This window comes from Aggregicoccus sp. 17bor-14, assembly GCF_009659535.1.
GTDB lineage: Bacteria > Myxococcota > Myxococcia > Myxococcales > Myxococcaceae > Aggregicoccus.
Map to the genome: position 1 here is coordinate 224,544 of NZ_VJZZ01000005.1, position 21,179 is coordinate 245,722.

At 71.3% G+C, this 21,179-nt stretch carries 18 protein-coding genes; 4 read left to right on the top strand and 14 right to left on the bottom strand.

What is annotated here, in order from left to right; all coding sequences use genetic code 11:
• Positions 1–27: 27 nt before the first annotated feature.
• The 3 genes from glsA to FGE12_RS11920 are packed head-to-tail and all read right to left on the bottom strand — an operon-like array spanning position 28 to position 3,640.
• Positions 28–1,101: a glutaminase A gene (gene glsA / locus FGE12_RS11910; protein ID WP_153866723.1), complete on the bottom strand. Its 1,074-nt coding sequence runs from the start codon at positions 1,099–1,101 to the stop codon at positions 28–30.
• 14 nt (positions 1,102–1,115) lie between these two features.
• Entirely contained in the window at positions 1,116–2,423 is a 1,308-nt protein-coding gene (locus tag FGE12_RS11915) for a DcaP family trimeric outer membrane transporter (protein ID WP_194797810.1), read from the bottom strand.
• A gap of 20 nt (positions 2,424–2,443) precedes the next feature.
• On the bottom strand, positions 2,444–3,640 hold the full coding sequence (locus FGE12_RS11920; protein WP_153866546.1) for an amidohydrolase family protein: 1,197 nt from the start codon (positions 3,638–3,640) through the stop codon (positions 2,444–2,446).
• A 279-nt stretch (positions 3,641–3,919) separates the two neighbouring features.
• Here FGE12_RS11920 and FGE12_RS11925 point away from each other — a divergent pair, with 279 nt between their 5' ends.
• On the top strand, positions 3,920–5,785 hold the full coding sequence (locus FGE12_RS11925) for a glycoside hydrolase family 15 protein (protein WP_153866547.1): 1,866 nt from the start codon (positions 3,920–3,922) through the stop codon (positions 5,783–5,785).
• Between the two features lie 10 nt (positions 5,786–5,795).
• Here FGE12_RS11925 and FGE12_RS11930 read toward each other — a convergent pair whose 3' ends face one another.
• The 5 genes from FGE12_RS11930 to FGE12_RS11950 are packed head-to-tail and all read right to left on the bottom strand — an operon-like array spanning position 5,796 to position 9,817.
• Positions 5,796–7,493, bottom strand: a complete 1,698-nt coding sequence (locus tag FGE12_RS11930; RefSeq protein ID WP_153866548.1) for a mechanosensitive ion channel family protein — start codon at positions 7,491–7,493, stop codon at positions 5,796–5,798.
• Positions 7,494–7,540: 47 nt separating this feature from the next.
• Positions 7,541–7,825 carry a DUF6515 family protein gene (locus FGE12_RS11935; protein WP_153866549.1) on the bottom strand — a complete coding sequence of 95 codons (285 nt, stop codon included), beginning with the start codon at positions 7,823–7,825 and terminating at the stop codon, positions 7,541–7,543.
• Positions 7,822–8,631, bottom strand: coding sequence for a DUF2092 domain-containing protein (locus tag FGE12_RS11940; protein WP_153866550.1), 810 nt, complete (start codon positions 8,629–8,631; stop codon positions 7,822–7,824). Before FGE12_RS11940 ends, FGE12_RS11935 begins: the two co-directional genes overlap by 4 nt.
• Before the next feature lie 13 nt (positions 8,632–8,644).
• On the bottom strand, positions 8,645–9,046 hold the full coding sequence (locus tag FGE12_RS11945) for a hypothetical protein (protein ID WP_153866551.1): 402 nt from the start codon (positions 9,044–9,046) through the stop codon (positions 8,645–8,647).
• 6 nt (positions 9,047–9,052) lie between these two features.
• The gene (locus tag FGE12_RS11950) at positions 9,053–9,817 is read right to left on the bottom strand and encodes an outer membrane beta-barrel protein (protein WP_194797811.1); all 765 of its coding nucleotides are present in this window, start codon (positions 9,815–9,817) and stop codon (positions 9,053–9,055) included.
• A gap of 187 nt (positions 9,818–10,004) precedes the next feature.
• On the opposite strand from FGE12_RS11950, the gene FGE12_RS11955 reads away from it, so the two are divergent.
• Complete coding sequence (locus FGE12_RS11955) at positions 10,005–11,174, top strand: hypothetical protein (RefSeq protein ID WP_153866553.1); 1,170 nt, start codon at positions 10,005–10,007, stop codon at positions 11,172–11,174.
• A 6-nt stretch (positions 11,175–11,180) separates the two neighbouring features.
• Here FGE12_RS11955 and FGE12_RS11960 read toward each other — a convergent pair whose 3' ends face one another.
• Positions 11,181–11,864 (bottom strand): hypothetical protein, encoded by a 684-nt coding sequence (locus FGE12_RS11960; protein ID WP_153866554.1) that lies wholly within the window; start codon positions 11,862–11,864, stop codon positions 11,181–11,183.
• A gap of 237 nt (positions 11,865–12,101) precedes the next feature.
• Between FGE12_RS11960 and FGE12_RS11965 the strand changes: the two genes are divergently transcribed.
• Both FGE12_RS11965 and FGE12_RS11970 read left to right on the top strand, forming a co-directional pair.
• Positions 12,102–12,575 carry a nucleoside deaminase gene (locus tag FGE12_RS11965; RefSeq protein ID WP_153866555.1) on the top strand — a complete coding sequence of 158 codons (474 nt, stop codon included), beginning with the start codon at positions 12,102–12,104 and terminating at the stop codon, positions 12,573–12,575.
• 99 nt (positions 12,576–12,674) lie between these two features.
• Entirely contained in the window at positions 12,675–13,313 is a 639-nt protein-coding gene (locus tag FGE12_RS11970; RefSeq protein ID WP_153866556.1) for a hypothetical protein, read from the top strand.
• A 16-nt stretch (positions 13,314–13,329) separates the two neighbouring features.
• Here the strand turns inward: FGE12_RS11970 and FGE12_RS11975 are convergent, their stop codons facing one another.
• The 5 genes from FGE12_RS11975 to FGE12_RS11995 all read right to left on the bottom strand — a co-directional run bounded on the left by FGE12_RS11975 (position 13,330) and on the right by FGE12_RS11995 (position 21,179).
• Positions 13,330–14,493, bottom strand: coding sequence for a type II asparaginase (locus FGE12_RS11975; RefSeq protein ID WP_153866557.1), 1,164 nt, complete (start codon positions 14,491–14,493; stop codon positions 13,330–13,332).
• A gap of 11 nt (positions 14,494–14,504) precedes the next feature.
• The gene (locus FGE12_RS11980) at positions 14,505–16,187 is read right to left on the bottom strand and encodes a bifunctional aspartate transaminase/aspartate 4-decarboxylase (RefSeq protein ID WP_153866558.1); all 1,683 of its coding nucleotides are present in this window, start codon (positions 16,185–16,187) and stop codon (positions 14,505–14,507) included.
• 20 nt (positions 16,188–16,207) lie between these two features.
• Positions 16,208–18,049, bottom strand: a complete 1,842-nt coding sequence (locus FGE12_RS11985; RefSeq protein WP_194797812.1) for an aspartate:alanine exchanger family transporter — start codon at positions 18,047–18,049, stop codon at positions 16,208–16,210.
• A 186-nt stretch (positions 18,050–18,235) separates the two neighbouring features.
• Positions 18,236–19,555, bottom strand: a complete 1,320-nt coding sequence (locus FGE12_RS11990) for an OprO/OprP family phosphate-selective porin (protein ID WP_153866560.1) — start codon at positions 19,553–19,555, stop codon at positions 18,236–18,238.
• Between the two features lie 13 nt (positions 19,556–19,568).
• Positions 19,569–21,179, bottom strand: coding sequence for an aspartate ammonia-lyase (locus tag FGE12_RS11995; RefSeq protein ID WP_228530750.1), 1,611 nt, complete (start codon positions 21,177–21,179; stop codon positions 19,569–19,571).

A 21,179-nucleotide genomic window follows, 5' to 3' on the forward strand; every position in this document is an offset into this window, starting at 1 on the left:
CTCTCCTCTCTCTGTGTTGCGGCGGGCCTACTGCGCCCCGCGCGTGGCGCTGGCCGAGGCAGCGCCCGCGGCGTAGGGGTTACCGCCCAGGGCATTCGAGATGTCTGCGATGGCCTTCTGCGCCTTCACCGAGTTGCCCGCCTCGTCCAGCGGCGGCGAGACCACGGCGATGCCGAACTTGCCGGGCGACACCGCGATGAGGCCGCCGCCCACGCCGCTCTTGCCCGGCAGGCCCGTGCGGTAGAGCCACTTGCCCGAGTCGTCGTAGAGGCCCGCGGTGGCCATCACCGCGAGCACCTCCGGCACGTTCTCGGCCTTCATCACCTGCTTGCCGGTGATGGGGTTCTTGCCGCCGTTGGCCAGCGTGGCGGCCATGGTGGCCAGGTCCTTCGCGTTCACGTTCACCGAGCACTGCTCGGTGTAGATGTCCGTCGCCTCGAGCGGGTCGCTCTTGATGTGCTCGTAGGCGGCCATCAGCATCGCGATGGCGCGGTTGCGCTGGTTCGTGTCCGCCTCGGACTTGAACACCTCCTGGTTCACGGTGAGCGGCCGGGCGGCGAAGTCCGAGTAGTAGGAGAGCAGCTTGCGCCACTTGTCGTTGCGGCTGCTGCCGCTCACCATGCTCGTGGCGGTGATGGCCCCGGCGTTCACCATGGGGTTCATCTCCTTGCCCTTGTACTGCTCCACCGCGACGATGGAGTTGAACACCTGCCCCGTCGCGTCCACGCCCATGTTGTTGGCGATGGCGTCCGGCCCCTGCTCCTCCATCACCAGCGCCATGGTGAAGACCTTGGAGATGGACTGGATGGAGACCTCGGATTTCACGTCACCGGCCGTGTAGACCTTGCCGTCCGGCGTGACGAGCGCGATGCCGAAGATGTTGGGGTCCACCTTGGCGAGCGCGGGGATGTAGTCCGCGTTCTTGCCCTCCTTGAGGTTGCGGTACTTCGCGTACGCCGCGTCCAGCGCCGAGCGGATCTGCGCCTCGGTGGGCCTCGCGCTGGTGGCGGTACCCGAGGGCGCGGGGGTGGCCGGCTGTGCGAAGGCGCCGAGGCCGGCGGTGAGCGCGAGGCCGACCAGCCCTGCGCGAAGCGTGTTCATGCCCATGCGGTCCATCACTTGCCTCCAATGGTGGTCTTGAAGCTGTACTTGGCGGAGAACTGGATGCGCCAGTCGTCGACCGAGAAGCCGTCGCGGAAGTTCTGGCGCCGCCCCCACTGCAGCTCGGGCCCCAGCATCACGCTGGGCACGGGCGAGAAGAGGATGTTGGCGAGCGCGTAGTGCCCGCGGTGGAAGGAGTCCGGCGCCTGCGAGTCCGTGTTCTCCATGTTGATGTACGAGTAGCCGATGCTGCTGCTGACCTGCTTCGTCCACGCGAGGTCGAGGAAGGCCACCAGGCCGAGCACCGGGATGGGCTCGCCGGTGAGCGGCTTGAGCGGGTCCGCCTGGGGCTCCACCGCCACGTCCACCGGCGCGTCGTTCATGTAGTTCTCGATGGCCTTGCCGTAGACGCCCTGCAGGCGCAGCACGTGCTGGGCGACCTTGAGGTTGCCGCTGAGGTTCACGCCCCAGCCCCACGTCCCGCCGGTGAGGTCGACAGGATCCGTGCCGCGGTCATCCCAGTTGATGCGCCGCAGGATGCCGGCCAGCTGCACGTGCCCCATCCCGGAGGCGAGCCGCAGCTGGCCGGAGATGTCCGGCGCGGGGAAGCGCGCGCTCACGTCCGAGAGCTCGAGGCGGTCCGCGTAGTTGGTCAGGTCCTGGCTCGAGCCCGGCTTCTCGAAGGCGATGGCGAAGCGCGATCCGCTCTCCGTCTGCCAGGGCGTGATGCGCAGCTGCACATTGCGGAAGAAGACCATGCCGGTGGGGCCCCAGTACTCGATGGAGTTGGGGAACACGTCCGGGTCCATGAAGGGGCTCCACGTCTGGCCTGCGCCGATGGGGCCCAGCTCTCCCCAGGCGTGTCTGAGCCGGAAGGTGGTCTGGCCCGCGTCCACGCCCACGCCGAAGAGCTCGAACTCGAAGATGGTCTTCAGCTCGCCCAGCCCCGTGGGCAGGTAGGTCTTCACGCCGAAGCGGCTCTGGCGCACGCCGGCGTAGTAGCGGCCGTCCGTGCCGAACTCGTTCTCGAAGGAGGGCAGCTTCGTGGGCCGCACCACGTCGTACCAGGCGGGGTCGTTCTGGCCGAAGTCGTAGCCGAGGTCGAGCATGGCGAAGCCGTAGACCTCCACCTTGGGCCCCTCGGGCTCTTCCTTGGAGGTCTCGGCGGGCTCGGGCGCGCTCGTCTCGGAGGGCGGAGGCGGCTGCTGGGTCGGCGCGGGGCTCTGCGCGCGCGCGAGCGGGGCGAGCAGGAGCGCTGCGGCGAGCAGCCAGGGGCTCGCGCGCGGACGGCCCCTCTCCTCGTGGTGCATGGCGTATCTCATGGCGTCCGACTCCTCTCTGCTCAGGGGGTTCTGTGGGCTCCAAGGGGGTGGGCCTGCTCCCAGGCGCGCACGCGGCGGCGGGCCTCGTCGAAGAGGCGCTCGTAGTTGCCCTTGCGCACCTTCTCGCTCGCCTCGGGCGTGAGCTTCGCGAAGAGGGGCGCGTACAGGTCGTAGACCTTCAGGTACTTCGCCTGCTCGGTCGGAGCGACCTCGTCCGTGCCGAAGATGAAGCGGCCCGGGTAGCGGTTGATGAGCGCCGCCACGGCCTGCGTCGTCTCGGGGGTGGCGACGAGGTACTTGGCCGTCTCTTCCCACGAGAGGTCGATGAAGACGTGGTGCAGCCCGGGCTCGGCGAGCGCGCGCTCGAGCAGCGCGAGCTGGTCCTTCACCGGGCGCACCACGCGGCCCAGGCCGCAGTGGGCCCAGATGATGGTGGTGCGCGGGTGGCGCTGGAACAGCGCGCGCAACTGCGCGAGCTGGTAGGGCTCCTGGTTCGGCTTGGGGAAGGGCATGTCCGCGTCGTTGTGCAGGAGCACGACGAGCCCGACCTCGCCCGCGAAGTCGAAGAGCCGGTCCAGGGCGGGGTTCGTGAGGCTCGCCGTCTCGCCCGCCACCTTCGCGGAGACGAACTCCTTGTGGATGGTGAACTCGCCGATGCCGCTGAAGACGCCGGGGAAGGTCTGCAGCACGCGCTTCACGTGGTCCGCGGCGTACATGTCCGCGGGGTTGAAGCCGGTGATCATCGGGTCGAAGCGCGCCTGCTCCGCCTTGGGGAGCGAGCGGTACTGCATGGCGATGAAGGCGTCCGTGAACGAGTAGTAGTAGAGCGGCGCGTCCGTCTGCAGGTAGTAGGTGGGCGCGAACTCGCCCGTGTTGCCGTAGTCCCAGGTCTGCTGCAGCGGGATGCCGAAGAGGGCCGCGCGGCCCACCTTCGTGCCCATGACCTGGAGCAGGCCGCGCACGTCGATGCCCTCCTGCACGTAGTTCGTCAGGTGCACGTGCACGTCGTTGACGACCGCACCGGCGGGAACAGCACCTGTCGGAACGGCGCTCGCGCGAGGGGCGCTGGCTGGAGCGGCGCTGGCCTGCGCGGCGGAGGTGACCGGCGCGCCCGCCGCGGGCGCGAGCTCCCCGGCGGGCCGTGCCCCTGCACCGAGGAGGAGCACGAGCCCGGCGAGGAGCGGGAGGGCGGGCGGGCGGTGGGGACGGCTCGTCATGGTTTTCCCTCGGGGCCGGCACGGCGCGCGCGGGCTCCTCCAGGAAGCAAGACTGGGCCGCTCTTCCGGGCGCCACATCGGGACAAGCCCCGAGCACGGACCCCGGGACAATGCGGCGGCCTGCTGCCGCGCCAGCCGGAGAGGCCCTGCGCAGGGCGGGCGCCCAGGGGTTTCTCCGAGGCGGCCAGGCAGCGCGCTCGGCGCCGGTCGCGACCCCGGCCTCATTGCGAGCGGGCGGCAGCGCGCCGCACCTTGAGCGGTCGAGCCAGGGAGGAAGCCATGGAGCCCACCGCGCAGCCGCAGCAGCAGAGGGCCACCCGCAGGGCCCCCCGCGTCCCGCACGCGGTGCAGCCGCGCGTGCTGATCGAGGACCACGCCCTCATCGGCGACCTGCACACCGCCGCGCTGGTGGGCAAGGACGGCGCCATCGACTTCCTGTGCCTCCCGGACTTCGACTCGGATGCCTGCTTTGCCTCGCTCCTGGGCGGCGAGGACAACGGCTTCTGGCGCATCTCCCCCACCCAGCCCGTGCAGGGGGTGCGCCGCCGCTACCGCGGCGACACGCTCATCCTGGAGACCGAGCTCAGCTGCGCGAGCGGCGCGGTGCGGCTCGTGGACTTCATGCCCATCCGCGACGGCGCCCCGCAGCTGGTGCGCTTCGTGGAGGGGGTGCGGGGCGAGGTGAAGGTGCGCTCGCAGCTGCAGCCGCGCTTCGCCAACGGCCTCACCACGCCCTCGGTGCGCCGGCGCGACGGCACCTTCGGCGCGGTGGCGGGCCCGGACGCGCTCTACCTGCGCGGCCGCCCCGGCGCGGAGCCGCCGGGCTTCGACACCGAGCTCACGGTGCGCGCGGGCGACCGCGTGCCCTTCGTGCTCTCGTGGGCGCCGCCCTACGAGGACATCCCCCGGGCCCTCGAGCCGGACACCGCGCTCGAGGCCACCGAGGCCTTCTGGCTCGAGTGGATCGACCGGGCGCGGCTGCCCGCGGGCTTCGAGGAGGTGGTGAAGCGCTCGCTGCTCACGCTCAAGGCCTGCTGCTTCGAGCCCACCGGGGCCATCGTCGCGGCGCCCACCTTCGGGCTCCCCGAGACGCCCGGAGGCGAGCGCAACTGGGACTACCGCTTCTGCTGGGTGCGCGATGCGTCCCTCAGGCTCCATGCGCTGATGCGCGCGGGGATGTTCGAGGAGGGCAAGGCCTTCGGCCGCTGGCTCATCGACGCGGTGGGCGGCGCGCCCGGGCAGCTACAGATCATGTACGGCCTGCGCGGCGAGCGGCGCCTCACCGAGGTCACCCTCCCCTGGCTGCAGGGCTACGGCGGCGCCGTGCCGGTGCGCATCGGCAACGGCGCCTACGACCAGTTCCAGCTGGACGTGCTCGGCGAGTTCGCCGCGGTGCTGCACACCGCGGTGGAGCTGCAGGGCACGCTGACCCAGGCCGCGGAGGGGGCGTTCCGCCAGCTTGCCCAGCACGTGGAGCGCGTGTGGCGAAACCCCGACCACGGCATCTGGGAGATGCGCGGCCCCAAGCGCCCCTTCACCGCCTCCAAGGTCGCGGCGTGGGCCGCGGTGGACCGCTGGCTGAGGGTGATCGACCAGTTCGGCCTGCAGGAGGACCGCGCGCGCTGGGAGCGGCTGCGCCAGCACATCTTCGACGAGGTGCTGAGCCAGGGCTACGACGCCGGGCGCAACACCTTCACGCAGTTCTACGGGTCGAAGCAGGTGGACGCGAGCCTGCTCTTCGTCCCCGCCACCGGGATGCTGCCGGCCACCGACCCGCGCGTGGTGGGCACCGTGAAGGCGATCGAGGAGGAGCTGCTCGTGGACGGGCTGGTGCTGCGCTACCGCACCGACCTGAGCGACGACGGGCTCGAGGGCGAGGAGGGCACGTTCCTGGCCTGCTCCTTCTGGCTCGCCCTCACCTACCAGCTGCAGGGTCGCACGAAGGACGCGCGAGCGCTCTTCGACCGGGTGGTGGGCTTCCAGAACGACGTGGGACTTCTCGCCGAGGAGTACCTCCCCCGCGAGCGCCAGCAGCTCGGCAACTTCCCGCAGGCCTTCAGCCACCTCGCGCTGGTGAACTGCGCCTACACCCTGGCGGAGGGCACCCCGCCGGCCGAGAGCACGCGCGCGCCCCAGCTGCACTGAGCGCGCGAGCTCAGTGCGGCTCGCTCGCGGCGGCGGGCTCCAGCCGACGCGGCTCGCTGGTCTCGGCGCGCGCGGCGTCCCGCGCCGGCTCGGCCTCCACCTGCTGCAGGCGGAAGGCGCGCACGGGGCCCGCGGGGCGCTGCTCGGGCGGGATGGCGGCGAGGTTGCCGTCGCGCGCGGACACGTAGTGCGGGCTCATGATCTCCACCCCCGCCTCGAAGAAGGCGTCCAGCACCGAGCGGTTGAGCGCCGCGAGGATCTCCTTGCGCCGCTGCGCCGCCTTCACCGCCACGCGCAGGGTGTGCCGCACGTAGAAGTCCTCCAGCCCCACCTGCCACACCACCGGCTCGGGGCTCTCCAGCAGGTCCGGGGTGCGGCGCGCCGCCGTGAGCAGCAGCCGCTCCACCGTGCGCCACGGCACGTCGTAGCCGATGGTCACCGAGGTCTCGATGACCAGCCCGCCCGTGCCCCGCGTGGCCGCGGTGAAGTTCTCCAGCTGCCCCTGCAGGATGGCGGAGTTGGGGACGGTGATCTCCATCCCCTCCAGCGTGCGCAGCCGCACCACGAGCAGCGTCTTCTCCACCACCACGCCCATGCTGTCCCCCACCTTGATGCTGTCGCTCACCCGGAAGGGGCGCATGTACGTGATGACCACGCCGGCCACCACGTTGGCGATGGCCGCGGTGGAGCCCAGCGAGAGCACCAGGCCCAGGAACACCGAGACGCCCTGGAACGCGGGCGAGCCCGAGCCCGGCAGGAAGGGGTAGATGACCACCGCGAAGAGCGCGAGCGCGAAGAAGCGGGCGATGTTGTACGTGGGCTCGGCCCACTCCGGGTAGAAGCGCGGCAAGGTGAGCCGCCCCGCCTGCACCTCGTTGCTCGCGAGCCGCACCATGCGCAGGAGCCCCCACGTCACCAGCGCCGCGACCGCGATGTAGAAGAGGTTGGGCAGGTAGCTCGCGATCCCCGCCACCACCCAGGCCGCCGCAGCGCTCAGCCGCGCGGCGCTCGCGCGCGCGAAGCCGCGCGTCCACGGGAAGAGCCCCAGCACCAGCACGACCCAGGTCACGAGCAGCCCCAGCGTGAGCAGGCGGCGCGCGAGCGTGAGGCCGCCCAGCAGGATGCGGTCCGCGCGCATCAGCGAGAGCAGGTGGCCCTTGCCCCGGGCGCGGGCGAGGCGCGCATCCAGCCGCTCGCGCACGCGCCGCTCGAGCGGGCGCACGCCGCGGCTGAGCACCCGCAGCAGGAGGAGGAGGCCCAGGGTGAGCCCCACCGCGATGAGCACCGAGCGCCCCAGCGCCTTGGCCGAGCGCGCGGCGAAGTCGCGCGCGAGCGCCGCGTGCAGGCGCTCCGCCGCCTCCTTCGCGAGCACCTGGCGGGGCTTGCCGGCGAGCTGCGCGTCCGCCGCGCCGAAGCCCACCACCACCAGGTCCGCGGCCATCACCCCGCTCAAGCCCCCCACCTCCACGGTGTGGATCTGCTCGAGCACCTCATCCGAGCCGGCCGCGAGCCGCTCCACGCGCGCCTGCACGTTCACCGCCCGCTTCTCCGGCGGCACGCCCTGCATCGGGGCCAGGATGCGGAACAGCTCCTCGCCGCGGAAGCGCACCGGCGCGGGCGGGGGCGCGCTCTCGTCCAGCTGCGCGTGTGCGCTTCCCGCGCCCAGCACCAGGGCGAGCAGCAGCAGGGGGGCGCGGAAGGTGGACATGGGAGAGGCCGCGTCCAGGGGCGCCTAGGCGCCGGTCCTGGAGAGGTTCATTGCACGTTCACGACGACGTACTGCGAGCCGGACGGCTGGTAGTAGGTGCCGCCGCACTGCTGCAGCGAGGTGCCGTTGACCACCACGGTGGTGCAGCCCTTGGGCAGCGTGGCCACGTACATGGACGTGGCGTAGATGGCGCGCCGGGTGGTGCGGCGCGCCACACCCGCCACGCTCACCGGCGTGAGCGGGCGGCCCACCACCGCCTCCGCCTCGGGGACCAGGGCGGGCAGGGCCAAGAGCGCGAGGGCCCACAACTTCTGCTTGCGAGAGGTGCTCATCGCTGTGCTCCCTCTGCTCCGGCTGCGAGCTCACCCAGCTCGTTGGTGGCGAGCGAGTCCACCTTCTTCGCGCCGGCCGGCGGCGTGAAGGCGAAGCGCTGGGCGTCCAGCTTCGGCTGCAGGTTCCACTTGTGCAGGCGCACGGCGTACTGGGGCGCGCCCGTGACCCACTTGCTGGTGATGACGTACTTTACCGGCAGGGGCTTGTCGCCGCGCTGCACCCACAGCTGCCAGTCCACCTGCGCCGCGCGGAAGGCGAGGTGATCGCAGTCCACGCCGTCCACCACCGCGGGGCCCAGGTACATCCCGCTGCTCACGTCCGTGAGCATGCCCTCGGCGGGCTTCGCGTAGAGGAGGTCCGCTCCGCCGATGTCCAGGTTCGCCTTGGTGCGCAGCGCGTCGATGGCCTCGTCGATGCTCCGGGGCCCGCTCAGCTGGTAGTACATGTTCGCGTTCTTGCCGAGCAGGGTGACGGTCTGGCCGTCGAAGAAGAGCTCTGCGTCGGCGAAGCCGCCGCGGCGGGTGGCGTACAGCTTGCCGGGCCGCTGCGCGGCGATGGTGCCCGAGGCGCTGAACTGCAGCTTCTGCCCGTCGGTGTCCATCACCTCGTTGTCCACGTCGTAGTCCACGGTGAAGGCCTGCTGCGCGGCGAGGAAGCCGGACATCGCCTTGAGGATGCGGTCGGCGTCCGCGTCGATCTTCGCATTCGCCTTGGGTTGCGCCGGCGCGAGCCCCGCGCCGAGCGCGAGCGCGGCGAGGGCCAGTGCGCGCAGCAGCGCGTGTGCTCTGGAGGCTGGGGGTCTCATGCGCTTCTCCGTGCTAGGGGCGCGCGGTGCGCCGCCTCGCGGGCAGGTGGTGACAGATGCGGTTGGTGAAGGCGCGCGTGAGCGTGAAGGGCAACCACACCAGGATGGCGCCCACGATCAGCGCGCCCAGGAGGCGGATGCGCCCCAGGGTGAGGTACTGGAGGACGGAGTCCATGCACACGGCGAGCGTGAGCGGGATGGCCGCATCCGAGAACGACTGCTTGAGCAGCTGCCAGCGCCGCCGGTGCGCGTGGAAGAGCCGGAGGAAGAAGGGCCGCTGCCCCTCGCGCGCATCCGCCACCCCCAGCCTCAGGCCCAGGAGGAAGGCCATGAAGGGCTGGAGGAAGAGGCGGAACTGGCCCCGGCCGGAGGTGAGGTTGCGCACCAGGTCGTCCCAGAAGCCGGCGAGCTCCATCGCTGCCTACTCGAAGCGCAGCCCGAACATGATGGGGATGTAGTCGCCGTTCGCGTGCTCGTTGGAGTTCGCGAGCTCGGGCCCGAAGATGTAGTGGTAACGGCCCTCCGCGTAGAGCCGCAGGCCGCCAGCCACGCGCACGCTGAAGCCCACGCCGCCGTTGATGCCCCAGTCCGTGGAGCTGCGCGAGCCGAGGATGGTCTCCACCGAGACCGCGCTCGGGTAGCAGTAGAAGAGCCACGGGTCGCACACCGGGACCACCGTGGTCCCGGCGAACTGGGTGAGCTCCACGCGCCGGTAGTAGAGGCCGCCGCCGCCCAGCAGGTACGCGGTGAAGGGCCCGCTTCGCACCACGTTGCCCACGATGTCCACCGTGCCGTACTGCATGCGGTGGTTCGCATCCAGGGCCGTGCTGTTGAAGATGTTCCCGTTCACGCCGTAGTGGCTCCAGTAGGCCTCCACCTGGGCGCCGAGGTAGCGGTTGAAGTTGAAGCCGACGCCGGCGTTGAAGCCGTAGCCCACGTTGAAGCGGTCACCCGTCTTGCCCATCGGGATGGAGGGGCCACCTCCGACGAAGCCGAAGACGGGCGCGACGTGCTCGGTGTGGCTGTACTCGAGCGGTTCCGTCTCCATCGACGTGTGCGTCGTCGTCGATGTGCTCGTTCCCGGATCCGCAGGTGGGGTCTCCACCGGCGGCTGATCCTGCGCGGCAACGGGCTGAGCGAGACCGAGCGCGAGCAGGCCCGGCAAGACGTACGAGGCAAGGTGCATGGCTCCCTCCAGGTGAGGCCGTTTCCACAGATGGGCATGCGCCGCGCGCCTTCCATCGGTGGAAACCACGACCCCGCACCCGGGTACAACGCACGCACAGGGGGCGAGCCGGCGCGCGGGGGCCTCGGGACTTGTCCCGATCCGGCACGGCTGCAGAGGGCCTACTCTCCGGGTGGGAGCCCTCCGCATGGACCTGCCGGCCAGCCTGCTCGACTTCTCGCTGGTGCGCGGCGGGCCCTTCGCCCGCCTGCTGCCGCGCAGTGCGCCGCGCCGCAGCCCCGAGCGCGCCGCGCTGCTCAGCGCGCTGGGGCTGGTGCTGCTCACCTGGGTGCCCCTGCCCCTCGTCGCACTGGTGGACGGGGGGCCCGCGGCCCTGCGCGCGCTGGCGGGCGACCTGCCCACGCACGCCCAGCTGCTGCTCACCCTGCCGCTGATGGTGCTGGTGGGGCCCTACATCGACCGGCGGCTCGCCATCGCGCTGCGCCTCTTCTGCTCCTCGGAGCTGGTGCGGGAGAAGGACCTGCCGCGGATGGCGCGCGAGGTGGAGCAGATCCACCGCCTGCGCGGCCACCCCGTGGCGGACGGCGTGCTGCTGGCGGCCGCGTACGCGCTCTCGCTCTTCCCCACGCTCGCGCTGTGGAGCAGCTGGGCGGTGCGCGCGGACGCCCACCTCACCGGGGCAGGGCGCTGGTACCACTGGGTGGGCGTTCCGCTGCTGCGCTTCGTGCTGCTGCGCTGGGTGTGGCGCACGCTGATGTGGGACGTGCTGCTCTTGCGCATCTCGCGGCTGCCGCTGGTGCTGGTGCCCACCCACCCGGACCGCGCCGGGGGCCTGGGCTTCCTCGCCATCTTCCAGGCGAGCTTCGGGGCGCTCGTGTTCGCCATCGCCTGCACGGTGGCGGCGGCCATGCGCAAGCGCCAGGAGCTCACGGCGCTCGCGGACCTGCTGCGCTACGCGAGCCCCCTGCTCGTGCTCGCCGCGGTGTCGGTGGTGGTCATCTTCGCGCCGCTCGTCTTCTTCTTCCCCGTGCTGCTGAGGACCAAGGTGCGGGGAGACGAGCACTTCTCCATGCTCGCCGCCCTGCACTCCCAGCACTTCGAGGCGCGCTGGTTCGGCCGCGAGGCGTGGGCCCAGCGCCGCGCCGCGGGCGACGAGGTGCTCGGGGCGCCGGAGATCTCCTCGCTCACGGACCTCGGGACCTCGTTCGAGGTGGAGCGCCAGCTGCGCCTCGTCCCGCTCGGCCGCCGCCCCGTCCTCACCGTCGTCGCCTGTGCGCTCGCCCCCGTGGTGCCCCTGCTCATGTCCCAGCGCCAGTTCCTCACGGTGGTGCTGCAGATGGCGAAGCTCTTCTTCTGATGGCGCCTAGCGGGCGAGCACCAGGTTGAGCAGCGTCACCTGCTCGGCGGGGCTGAGGCCCGTGAAGCCGGCGGGCAGGCTCACGGTGGCGGGCACCTCGCGCGAGCCCGCGCAGTTGCGCTTGCCCTCGTAGCTCAGCTCGCCGCCGGCCCCGCCCGAGCCACCGGTCGCGCTCCCGGCGGCGGCGCCCGCGCGCTGCAGCACGTAGGTGCACTTGAGGAACTGCCCCTCGAGCTTCTGCGGCGTGAGCAGCAGCTGCGAGCCGGAGCCCGCGAACATCCCCTTGGCCATCAGCTGCCCGCCCTGCTGCGCGAACTGCAGCCGCGTCGTGTTGCTGCCCACCTGCCCCACCACCTCCGAGTCGCTGAGCGTGAGGTCCACCGTGGCGCCCGCGATGCGCCCGCGCGCCGCCTTCGGGTCCACCGAGACGCTCACCTGCGGCGCGGTGAGGGTGCCATCCTTCAGCTGCCCACTGGTGGCGCGGCCCGCGGCGTTGACCACGATGTTGCCCTCGACCTTTGCGCCGCTTCCGCTCGCGGAGGACGCCGCACTGCCGGAGCCGCCGGTGCCGCTGCTCGGGGCCGCGCTGCCGCCGGAGGAGGCGCCGGGGGAAGCCCCCTGCGACGAGGGGGTGGCACAGCCGCAGAGCGTGGCGAGAGAGACGAGCAGCAGGAGGCGACGAGTGGACATGGGAGCTCCCTTTCGCTGCACGGATGCGGCAGGCCGCGGCGCCGCGCCTCCGGACAAACCCGGGGGAAGGCGCGGCCGGAGGTGGGCGCGGCCGCAGGGGGCGGGGCCGAGCGTGCGCCTGCGGCGCGAGAATCGACGCGTCCCCGGGTTTGCACCGATGGTCGGCCCGCATCCGGTGTGCACCGTTCCTCCGCTGGCACCGCAAAAAAAGCGCACGCACCGGTCACTGGAGGCTGCATGACCGACGACCACTGGCTCGACGAGGCCATCCGACTCGCCTACGAGAACGTGCGGCACGGAGGGCGCCCCTTCGGCGCACTGCTGCTGCGCGAAGGGCGGATCCTCGCCACCGGGGTGGACCACACGCTGCAGGACTCGGACCCCACCGCGCACGCGGAGCTGCTCGCGCTGCGCGCGGCCTGCCGGGAGCTGGGCACGCTCACCCTGCCCGGCACGCTGCTCGCCGCCAGCTGTGAGCCCTGTGCGCTGTGCCAGGCCGCGGCGCTGCTCGCCGGCGTCCCCCGCTGCATCTACGCCGCCGAGCAGGCCCAGGCGCTCGTCAGCGGCGCGGACCCCGGCACGCTGACGCGCCACCTCGCGATGCCCCCGGCGCAGCGCCCCCTCTCGCTCGAGTACCGCCCCCTCGCGCTCGCGCGGGTGCCGCTGGATGCCTGGCACATGCGCCAGCAGAAGGGGCTCGCGAAGCCGTAGCGCCGGCTCCCTGCTCGTGCATCGAGCGGCACGCCGCGCCGGCGCGTCCTCGTCCCCGGGTCCGAGGCGGAGGGGCGGGCGCAGCCCCATCTGTCCCCCATGCAAGCACGAACGAAGCAGTGTTCCCCCTGGTGTTCCTCCTCAGGCCTCGGGCTGCTGCTGGTGGCCCTGCTGGGCAGCGGTTGCGCCTCCACGCAGCTCAAGGGGGTGTGGAAGGCGCCCGACCCCGGCCCCAAGGTGAGCCGGGTGCTGGTCATCGCGCTCACGCGCAGCGAGACCGGCCGCCGCACCGTGGAGCGGCAGTTCGCCTCCCGCCTGCAGGCGGCGAAGGCGCAGCCCTTCGAGAGCAACCGCTTCGAGTCCGGCCAGCCCCTCGACCGCGCGAAGGTGGAGGAGCTGGTGAAGCGCGAGAACTTCGACTCGGTGCTGCTCGTGCGGCTCGTGGACGTGCACCAGGAGGAGCACTACGTGCCCGGCGGCTACGCGGGCTACTACGGCCCCGCGGGCGGCGGCTTCTACGGCTACTACGGCTACGCGTACCCCATGGCCTACAGCCCCGGCTACGTCTCGCAGAGCACCACCGTGCAGGTGGAGACCCAGCTCTACCGCACCCAGGGCCAGGGCCAGCTGGTGTGGAGCACCGTGTCCGAGACCCTGGACCCCTCCAACGTGGAGAGCGCGGCCTCGGGCATCGCCAACGCGGTGGTGGAGCGCCTGCACGAGGACAAGCTCCTCTAGTGCAGGCGCCCGGGCCTCAGTAGGTGTTGAAGATCTGCTGCACGGCCTTGGGGTCCTTCGTCTTGGTCAGCGCGAGCTGCGCGAGCACGCGGGACTTCGCAGGGTTGAACTCGCCGGAGGCGACGAAGCCCATCTTGTCGTCGTCCACCTCGTTGTTGCGCAGCACCAGGCCGGTCGCGAGCCGCGTGCTGCGCACCGCGAGCACGCCGTTCTGGGTCACCGCCTTCTCCAGCGCCGCGAGCGCCTCCTTCGTCATGTTGCCGTCACCCACGCCGGCGATGACCAGGCCCTTGGCGCCGTTCGCCACGGCAGAGGTGATGAGGTCTGGCGACATGTTCGCGTGCGCGTAGATGATGTCCACGCGCGGCAGCGCCTGGAGCGTGTCCACCGAGAACTCCGAGCGCGTGGTCTGCCGCTTGTCCATGGGCTCGAACCACGCGATCTTCCCCGTGTTCACGAGCCCCTGGGGACCCCGCTCGGGGCTGGCGAAGGTCTGCACGTTGGTGGTGTTCAGCTTCTCCACGTTGCGCGCCGCGTGGATCTCGTCGTTGATGACCACCAGCACGCCGCGGCCCTTGGCCTTGGGGTCCGCTGCCACCGCGACCGCGTTGTAGAGGTTCGCGGGGCCGTCCGCGCCCACCGCGGTGGCGGGCCGCATCGAGCCCACCAGCACCACCGGCTTGTCGCTCTTGGTCACGAGGTTGAGGAAGTAGGCCGTCTCCTCCATCGTGTCCGTGCCGTGGGTGATGACCACGCCGGCCACGTCCTTCTTGCTCAGCACCTCGTTCACGCGCTTGGCCAGCTTCAGCCAGATGGCGTCGCTCATGTCCTGGCTGCCCACGTTGGCCACCTGCTCACCGGTGAGGTTCGCCAGCTCCTTCATGGAGGGCACCGCGTCGATGAGCTGCTGGATGTCGAAGGCGCCGGACTTGTAGCCGTACTCCTTCTGGCTCGCTTGCGCGCCGGCGATGGTGCCGCCGGTGGCGAGCACCACCACGTTCGGCTTCGACGGGTCCGTCTGCGGCTTCGCGGTGGTGGGGGTGGCGGCGGGAGCCGGCTGCTTCGCCACCGGCGCGCTCGGGGTCTGCTGCGCGGCGACGACCGCCGAGCCCAGGGCAGCGCACAGCGCGAGGCCGCCGAGCGCCCGTCCCCAGAACTGACTCTTCACTTCGACCTTCATGACGTCCTCCTTCAGTGCACCTGCTGGGTTTCCTGCTTCCACTTCTCCACGGCGCTGCCCACCAGCTCCTGGAGGTGACGGCCGATCTGCGGGTAGGCGGCGTCATCCAGGTTGGCGAGCGAGATGCGTGCGGACCACGGCGGCCCGTGGAAGCCGCCGCCGTTGAGCAGCACGGTGCCGAAGAGCCGCGCCAGCGCGAACACGATGTCCAGCGGGTCGTGGTTCTCGCGCACGTAGTCCACGAAGTCCTCCCCGATGACCTTGCGGCAGTAGGCCTCCAGATCCAGGGTCTGGTAGTAGGCCGTGCGCAGCGCATCCGGGGTGAGCTCCACGCCGAGGCCCTCGAAGAGTCCGCGCAGCCGCTCCTCGCAGATCTGCCGGCAGCGCTTCTGGTACGCGTCCTCCTCGTCCAGCAGCGCGAAGGCGGAGAACAGGGTCATCATCACCTGCTGCGGCAGGGAGAGGCCGGCGGTGTGGTTGAGGGCGACGAAGCGGCTGTCGGCCACCAGCCGGTCGATGAAGCGCAGCTTCTCGGGCTCGGTGGTGATGGACTGGTAGCGGTGGTTCACCACCTCGCGTTCGTGGGCCGGCAGCCGCGCGATGAGGGCGTCCGCGAGGTGGTCCTCGTTCATCCCGATGACGCCCAGCCGCCAGCCCGTGCAGCCGAAGTGCTTGGAGAACGAGTAGACCAGCAGCGTGTTGTGGGGCAGCTCCGCCGCGAGCGAGCGGAAGCCCTCCACGAAGGTGCCGTACACGTCGTCCGTCACGATGAGCAGGTCCGGCCGGCGCGTGCGCACCAGCTCCACGAGCCGCTGCAGGCCGCTCTGCCGCATCGCCACCGACCCCGGGTTGGAGGGGTTCACGAGGAAGAAGGCCTTGATGCGCGGGTCCGCGAGCTTGTCGAGCTCCGCGTCCGGGTACTGCCAGGTGTGCCGGCCGCCCGCGTCCAGCTCGCTCGCCTCCACGTTCACCACCTGGAAGCGGCACTCGTCCAGGTGCGGGATCTCCAGGTAGGGCGTGAACACGGGCGTGCCCAGCGCGATGGTGTCCCCGGGCTCGAGCAGCCGGTTGGTGAGGAAGGAGTGGAAGAGGTAGGTCATCGCCGCCGTGCCGCCCTCCACCGCGAAGAGCTGCAGCCGGCCCGGCGGCGGGCGCCCGGCACACATCGTCTTGGCGAGGAAGGCGCGCACCACCTGCTCGGCGTGCACCAGCATCCGGTCCGGCACCGGGTAGTTGTCCCCGATGATCGCGTCCACCAGCTCCCAGACGAAGCTGTCCGCGTCGAAGCCCAGCTCCTCGACGCCGTAGGTCACCGTGCGGCGCAGCAGCACGCCCCCCGGGTCCGCGGCGTGCGCCTCGAGGTAGGCGCGCAGCCTCCCGGCGATGCCCGGGGAGCGGGGCATCCCCGCGAGCCCCACCTCGGGCTCGTCCCGCACGCGGCGGGCCTCCTGCAGCGCGAAGGCGCCGAGCAGGAAGAAGGCCTCGCGCGGCACGGTGGCGATCCAGTTGGGGTTGCCGCGCCCGGCGTTGAGCATCACGGCGGCGCGCGTGCGGGCCGCCTCGTCCGCGATGTCGATCAGCTCGTCCTTCAGCTCGAAGGGGCTGAGCAGCCCCACCGCCGTCACCGCCTGGGGGAGGCGCTGCTTCAGGCTCTGCGTCGAGGTCTGGGACGAGGGTGGCAAGGACGTCTGCATGGCTCGAGGCTCCAGGGGCTTCAGTCGAGGCTCGCCATCAGGTAGCAGGCGAGCGTCACCAGCACGTTGCTGAGCGCGAAGGTGACCGGGTACGAGAGCGCAGGCACGGAGCTCTGCGTGAGCTCCTGGGCGGTGCTCAGGCTCGCGCTGCTGCAGCGCGCGCCGGCGATGGCGCCGGTGAGCAGCCCCGCGTTCAGCCTGAAGAGGGACTGGCCCAGCACCCACCCGAGCACCGGTGGCACGAGGCCTACCACCACCGTCCCCACCAGGATGGGGGTGAGCGCGCCCGCCCCCACCGCCGAGACCACGCCTGCGCCCACGTTGAGCGCGGTGACGGCGACGAACACGTTGAGCCCCAGGTCCTCGAGCAGCTGGCGCGCGGGCTCGGGGAAGGGTCCGCCCAGCGTGGGGTTGCGCGTGCGCAGCAGCGAGATGGCGATGCCCGTCATCAGCAGCCCCACCGCCGCGCCGAGCTTCAGGCTCAGCCCGAAGAGGGGAATGGGCAGGCTGCCCAGCAGCGCGCCCACTGCGAGCCCCACCGCGAGCGTGACGATGTCCGTGGAGACGCTGGGGCGCACCACGCGGCCGTCCACCAGGCGCTGCAGCTCGCGCACGCGCAGCGCGCTGCCGGTGAGGCGGAACACGTCCCCGCGCTGCACCACGGTGTCCGGGCCGAAGGGGATCTCCGCGCCCGCCCGGAACACGGCGTTGACGGTGAAGCCGTGCCCGCCCGCGCGCAGCAGCTCTCCCACCGTCCTGCCGATGGCCCGCGCCCCCGAGGCCACTACCTCCACCGTCTGCACGCCCACCGCGCTGAGCGCGGCGTCCACCACCTCGGGGCCCACCCGCTGCCCCGCGCGCAGCATCGCCGCGGGAGGGCCGCTCAGCACCACCGTGTCGCCCCGCTCGAGCCACAGCGAGTCGGAGGGCTCGAGCACCCGGCCCCCGCGTCGCACGCGCTCCACCGCCACGTGCGGGAAGTGCTCGCGCAGCTCGCCGAGCGCGCGCCCCGCGAGCCCCTCCTCCTGCAGCTGGTAGACGCGCACCTCCACCCCGGGGTCGCTGGGCGTGAGCGCCTCGGCGGTGCTCGGCAGCGGGCGCGTGCCGGCCTGCTCGAGCTCGCGCTGGTAGGCCGCGGACTCGCTCACCGCGTCCCTGCCGAAGGCGCGCGGCAGCAGCTTCATCATCACCACGAAGAGCACCAGGCTCACGCAGTACCCGAAGGCGAAGGCGGTGGAGAGGTTGGCGAGCGCGGGCGAGTCCGCGCCGTAGCGCGCCAGGTACACGTCCTTCGCCGCGCCGATGCCCGGCGTGGCGGTGTTCGCGCCCGCGAAGATGCCGGGCATCAGCCCGGGCGCGAGGTGGAAGAGCGCCTTCACCGCCAGCATCAGCCCCACCGAGAGCAGCGGCACCGCGAGGCCCAGGGTGATGAAGGCGCGCGCCGCGCGGCGCAGGCCGCTGAGGAACTGCGGCCCCACCTTCATCCCCACCGAGAACATGAAGAGGTTGAACATCAGCGTGCTGGCGAACTCCGGCACGCGGAAGTCCACGCCGCGCAGGCTCGCCCACACGCTCGCGGTCAGCCCCACCACCAGGGTGGCCGCGGTGGCTCCCAGCTTCGAGGCGCCCAGCGGCACCTTGCCCAGCGCGTACCCGGCGGCGACCGTCAGGAAGAGCAGCACGAAGGGCTGCGAGTTGAGGAAGAGGAACACCGGCCCGAGGAAGCCCCGGGTCTCGGCGATGCCCGGCAGGCCCTGGGCCACCCCGCGCAGCAGCAGCAGCACGCCCAGCGCGAGCGCCAGGGACGCCGCGGCCCGCAGCGCGCGCTCACTGGGTGGGTGCGGCACGGTCTGCGCGGGCATCGACAACCTCCAGGGCACTCGTCGAAACCACAACGTGCGCATGCGCTGCGCGCGCCACATCGCACTTTCAGTCGGCGCGCCGGAGCACGAGGGGCTTCGAGGAGGCCTCCCCTTCCCGTCCGTCCCGGACAAACCCCGGAGGCCCGCCCGGGCGCGCGCGCGGGCCTCCTCGGGGGAAGTCCCGAGCTACAGGCTCAGCTGGAGGCGGCTCTGGAAGAACAGCGTCTCGCCCTTCGCGCTGAAGCGGTCCAGGATGCCGTAGCCGTACGCGAACTCGAGCCGGACGTTGTCGGACATGTGCCAGTTCAGCATCGGCGTCACGCGCCAGAACTTCCCGCCGTGGATGCCCTGGTCGTCCAGGTCGATGTACGAGAAGCGCGCCACCGCCTCCCACGCTCCGGGGCCTCCCTCGAACACCGTCTTGTTCGGGGACACCGCGTTGAAGAAGCCGCCGCGCGTGTTGTACGAGCGCGTCTCGCCCGTGACGAGCCAGCTCACCACCACGTCCCCTCCGTGGAAGAGCGGATTGCCGTTCGGATGGGAGCTCGCCTTCTGCACGAAGTACTCCGTCCCGAAGAGCCAGCGCCCGGGCCGGTAGTACGCCTCCACGCCCACCATGCGGGTGTTGGGGCTGGTGAAGTTCTCGGTGTCGACGAAGTAGGGGGCGGGGTTCGCCTCGGGGCGCGAGCGCAGCCGCAGCGTGTTGTCCAGCGGCTTGCCGTAGCGCAGGCTCACCCCCAGGTGCAGCAGCGTGCCCTTCTTCTCCGAGGCGATGGGCAGCCACATCAGGCGGGCCACGGCCTGGTTCTGGTAGGTGGAGAAGCTCTGCCCCTTGGACACCAGGTCCGTGTACACGCCGAGGTTCCAGAGGAAGCCGCGCTTGGGCAGGTAGCCCAGCCACTTGATGCCGTCCGCGAGGATGGGGATGGTCGCGTCGCTGATGGTGGCGCGCTCCATCGTCCAGCCCGCGTAGCCCACCATCACCTTGTTGAGCGAGAAGCCCTCCTTCGTGCGCCCGATGAAGAGGTGCCCCCACAGCTCCGGGACGGCGATCATGAAGCCCGTCTCGCGGAACAGCCACTCGTCGGTGACGCCGTCGTACATGATGCCGGTGCTGAAGGTGAGCCGCTTGAGCTTGGGGAAGCGCACCTTCAGCATCACGCGCGCGTCGCGCACCTTGGTGTCCGCCGCGAGCGGGAACTGGCCGCGGCTCGCCGCGTCCTGCGAGTAGGCCGCGCCCTCGAAGAGGAAGCCGCCGCCCACGCGGATCCCGATGTAGGGCCCCTCGTACTCGTTGAACTTCACCAGGCGGCGCTTGGGCTCCTGGAACTCGGACTCGCCCGCCTCGAGGGTGCTGTCGAGCGACGTGCCCTCTGCCGGGGCGGGCTCCGTCGCGGGCTCGGCCGCGGGAGCGGGCGGGGCCGCCTGCTCCTGGCCGCGCGCCGCGCCCGGCGCGAGCCACAGCGCAGCCGCGAGCAGCAACCCCGGGTGGAAGTGCGTGTCCATGGTCGTGCGCGGGCTAAGGGGTACCGCTGCCGCCCGTGCCCCGGTACTTGCTGCGATCCAGGCCGGTCAGCTTCACCGGATCCAGGAGCTCGGAGATCTGCTTCTCGGTGAGCAGCTTCTTCTCGCGCACGAGCTGCAGGATGCCCTTGTTCGTCTTGTAGGCCTCCGCAGCGAGCTCGGTGGCCTTCTCGTAGCCGAGCACCGGGTTGAGCGCCGTCACGATGCCCACGGTGGTCTCCATGTAGTGCTCGAGCACCTTCTCGTTCACCGTGATGCCGTCCACGCACTTGGTGCGGAACACCTTCGAGGTGTTGAAGAGCAGGTCCTGCGACTCCATCGAGACCAGGCCCTCCACCGGCTCGTAGGCGTTGAGCTGCAGCTGCCCGGTGTGCGCCGCGTAGCCCACCGCGGCGTCGTTGCCCATCACCCGGAAGGCCACCAGGTTCACCAGCTCGGGGATCACCGGGTTCACCTTGCCCGGCATGATGGAGGAGCCGGGCTGCAGCGCCGGCAGGTTGATCTCCGCGAGCCCCGCGCGCGGGCCGGAGGCGAGCAGGATGAGGTCACCCGAGATCTTCGAGAGCTTGATCGCCGTGCTCTTGAGCGCGCTCGAGTAGGTGACGAAGCCCTGCTGGTCCCACGTCGCCGCGAGCATGTCCGTGGCCGGCACGATGGGCTTCTTCGTGAGCTTGGCGAGCTCGCGCGCGCACGCCTCGGCGTAGCCCTTGGGCGCGTTGAGCCCGGTGCCGATGGCGGTGGCGCCCATGTTCACCGTGTAGAGGGCCTTCTCCGCCTCCTGCAGCTGCTTGATCTCCCCGTCCAGCGAGGAGGCGAAGGCGTGGAACTCCTGCCCCACCGTCATGGGCACCGCGTCCTGCAGCTCGGTGCGGCCCATCTTCACGATCTCCAGGTACGCGTCCCCCTTCTTGCGGAAGGACTGCGAGAGCTGCTGCAGCTCGGCGACGAGCTTGGCGTTGCGCAGGATGAGCGCGACCTTGATCGCCGTGGGGTAGGAGTCGTTGGTGGACTGCGACTGGTTCAGGTCGTCGTGCGAGTCGAGGAACTGGTACTCGCCCTTCTTGTGGCCGCCCAGCTCGAGCCCCACGTTGGCGAGCACCTCGTTCGCGTTCATGTTCGTGGAGGTGCCGGCGCCGCCCTGGTACCAGTCCACGAGGAACTGGTCGTGGTACTTGCCCTGCAGCACCGCGTTGCAGGCCTTCTCGATCATCGCGAGCTTGGGCTGCTTCATCGCGCCCACCTCGGTGTTCGCGCGCGCTGCGGCCAGCTTCACGATGGCCCAGGCGTTCACGAACTCCGGGTAGTGGTTGATGAGCACGCCGGAGATGGGGAAGTTGTCGAGCGCGCGCGCCGTCTGCACGCCGTAGTACGCGTCCCCGGGGATGCTCATCTCACCGAGCAGGTCGTGCTCCGTGCGCGCAGGTCCCGTGGTGTTGCCGGGGCGCACAGGCGACACGCGCGAGGGCTGGGGCGGCGCGGCGGGCCGGGCCGCGGGCTGCGCGGCCGCGGGAAGCGCGAGCAGCAGCGCCAGCGCGCCCGCTCCCACGAGGCGGGACAGCCGCCGGCGGGCCGGCGGCCCGACGGATGACACGTGTTCGAGGCTCAT

Excerpts from the sequence above, each read along its gene's own strand:
- FGE12_RS11970 (WP_153866556.1), top strand. The coding sequence starts at position 12,675 with ATGCAAGCACGAACGAAGCAGTGTTCCCCCTGGTGTTCCTCCTCAGGC.
- FGE12_RS11965 (WP_153866555.1), top strand. The coding sequence starts at position 12,102 with ATGACCGACGACCACTGGCTCGACGAGGCCATCCGACTCGCCTACGAG.
- FGE12_RS11985 (WP_194797812.1), bottom strand. The coding sequence starts at position 18,049 with ATGCCCGCGCAGACCGTGCCGCACCCACCCAGTGAGCGCGCGCTGCGG.
- FGE12_RS11955 (WP_153866553.1), top strand. The coding sequence starts at position 10,005 with ATGGACCTGCCGGCCAGCCTGCTCGACTTCTCGCTGGTGCGCGGCGGG.
- FGE12_RS11990 (WP_153866560.1), bottom strand. The coding sequence starts at position 19,555 with ATGGACACGCACTTCCACCCGGGGTTGCTGCTCGCGGCTGCGCTGTGG.
- FGE12_RS11940 (WP_153866550.1), bottom strand. The coding sequence starts at position 8,631 with ATGAGACCCCCAGCCTCCAGAGCACACGCGCTGCTGCGCGCACTGGCC.
- FGE12_RS11915 (WP_194797810.1), bottom strand. The coding sequence starts at position 2,423 with ATGAGATACGCCATGCACCACGAGGAGAGGGGCCGTCCGCGCGCGAGC.
- FGE12_RS11960 (WP_153866554.1), bottom strand. The coding sequence starts at position 11,864 with ATGTCCACTCGTCGCCTCCTGCTGCTCGTCTCTCTCGCCACGCTCTGC.
- FGE12_RS11920 (WP_153866546.1), bottom strand. The coding sequence starts at position 3,640 with ATGACGAGCCGTCCCCACCGCCCGCCCGCCCTCCCGCTCCTCGCCGGG.
- FGE12_RS11935 (WP_153866549.1), bottom strand. The coding sequence starts at position 7,825 with ATGAGCACCTCTCGCAAGCAGAAGTTGTGGGCCCTCGCGCTCTTGGCC.
- FGE12_RS11950 (WP_194797811.1), bottom strand. The coding sequence starts at position 9,817 with ATGCACCTTGCCTCGTACGTCTTGCCGGGCCTGCTCGCGCTCGGTCTC.
- FGE12_RS11945 (WP_153866551.1), bottom strand. The coding sequence starts at position 9,046 with ATGGAGCTCGCCGGCTTCTGGGACGACCTGGTGCGCAACCTCACCTCC.
- glsA (WP_153866723.1), bottom strand. The coding sequence starts at position 1,101 with ATGAACACGCTTCGCGCAGGGCTGGTCGGCCTCGCGCTCACCGCCGGC.
- FGE12_RS11925 (WP_153866547.1), top strand. The coding sequence starts at position 3,920 with ATGGAGCCCACCGCGCAGCCGCAGCAGCAGAGGGCCACCCGCAGGGCC.
- FGE12_RS11975 (WP_153866557.1), bottom strand. The coding sequence starts at position 14,493 with ATGAAGGTCGAAGTGAAGAGTCAGTTCTGGGGACGGGCGCTCGGCGGC.
- FGE12_RS11980 (WP_153866558.1), bottom strand. The coding sequence starts at position 16,187 with ATGCAGACGTCCTTGCCACCCTCGTCCCAGACCTCGACGCAGAGCCTG.
- FGE12_RS11930 (WP_153866548.1), bottom strand. The coding sequence starts at position 7,493 with ATGTCCACCTTCCGCGCCCCCCTGCTGCTGCTCGCCCTGGTGCTGGGC.
- FGE12_RS11995 (WP_228530750.1), bottom strand. The coding sequence starts at position 21,179 with ATGAGCCTCGAACACGTGTCATCCGTCGGGCCGCCGGCCCGCCGGCGG.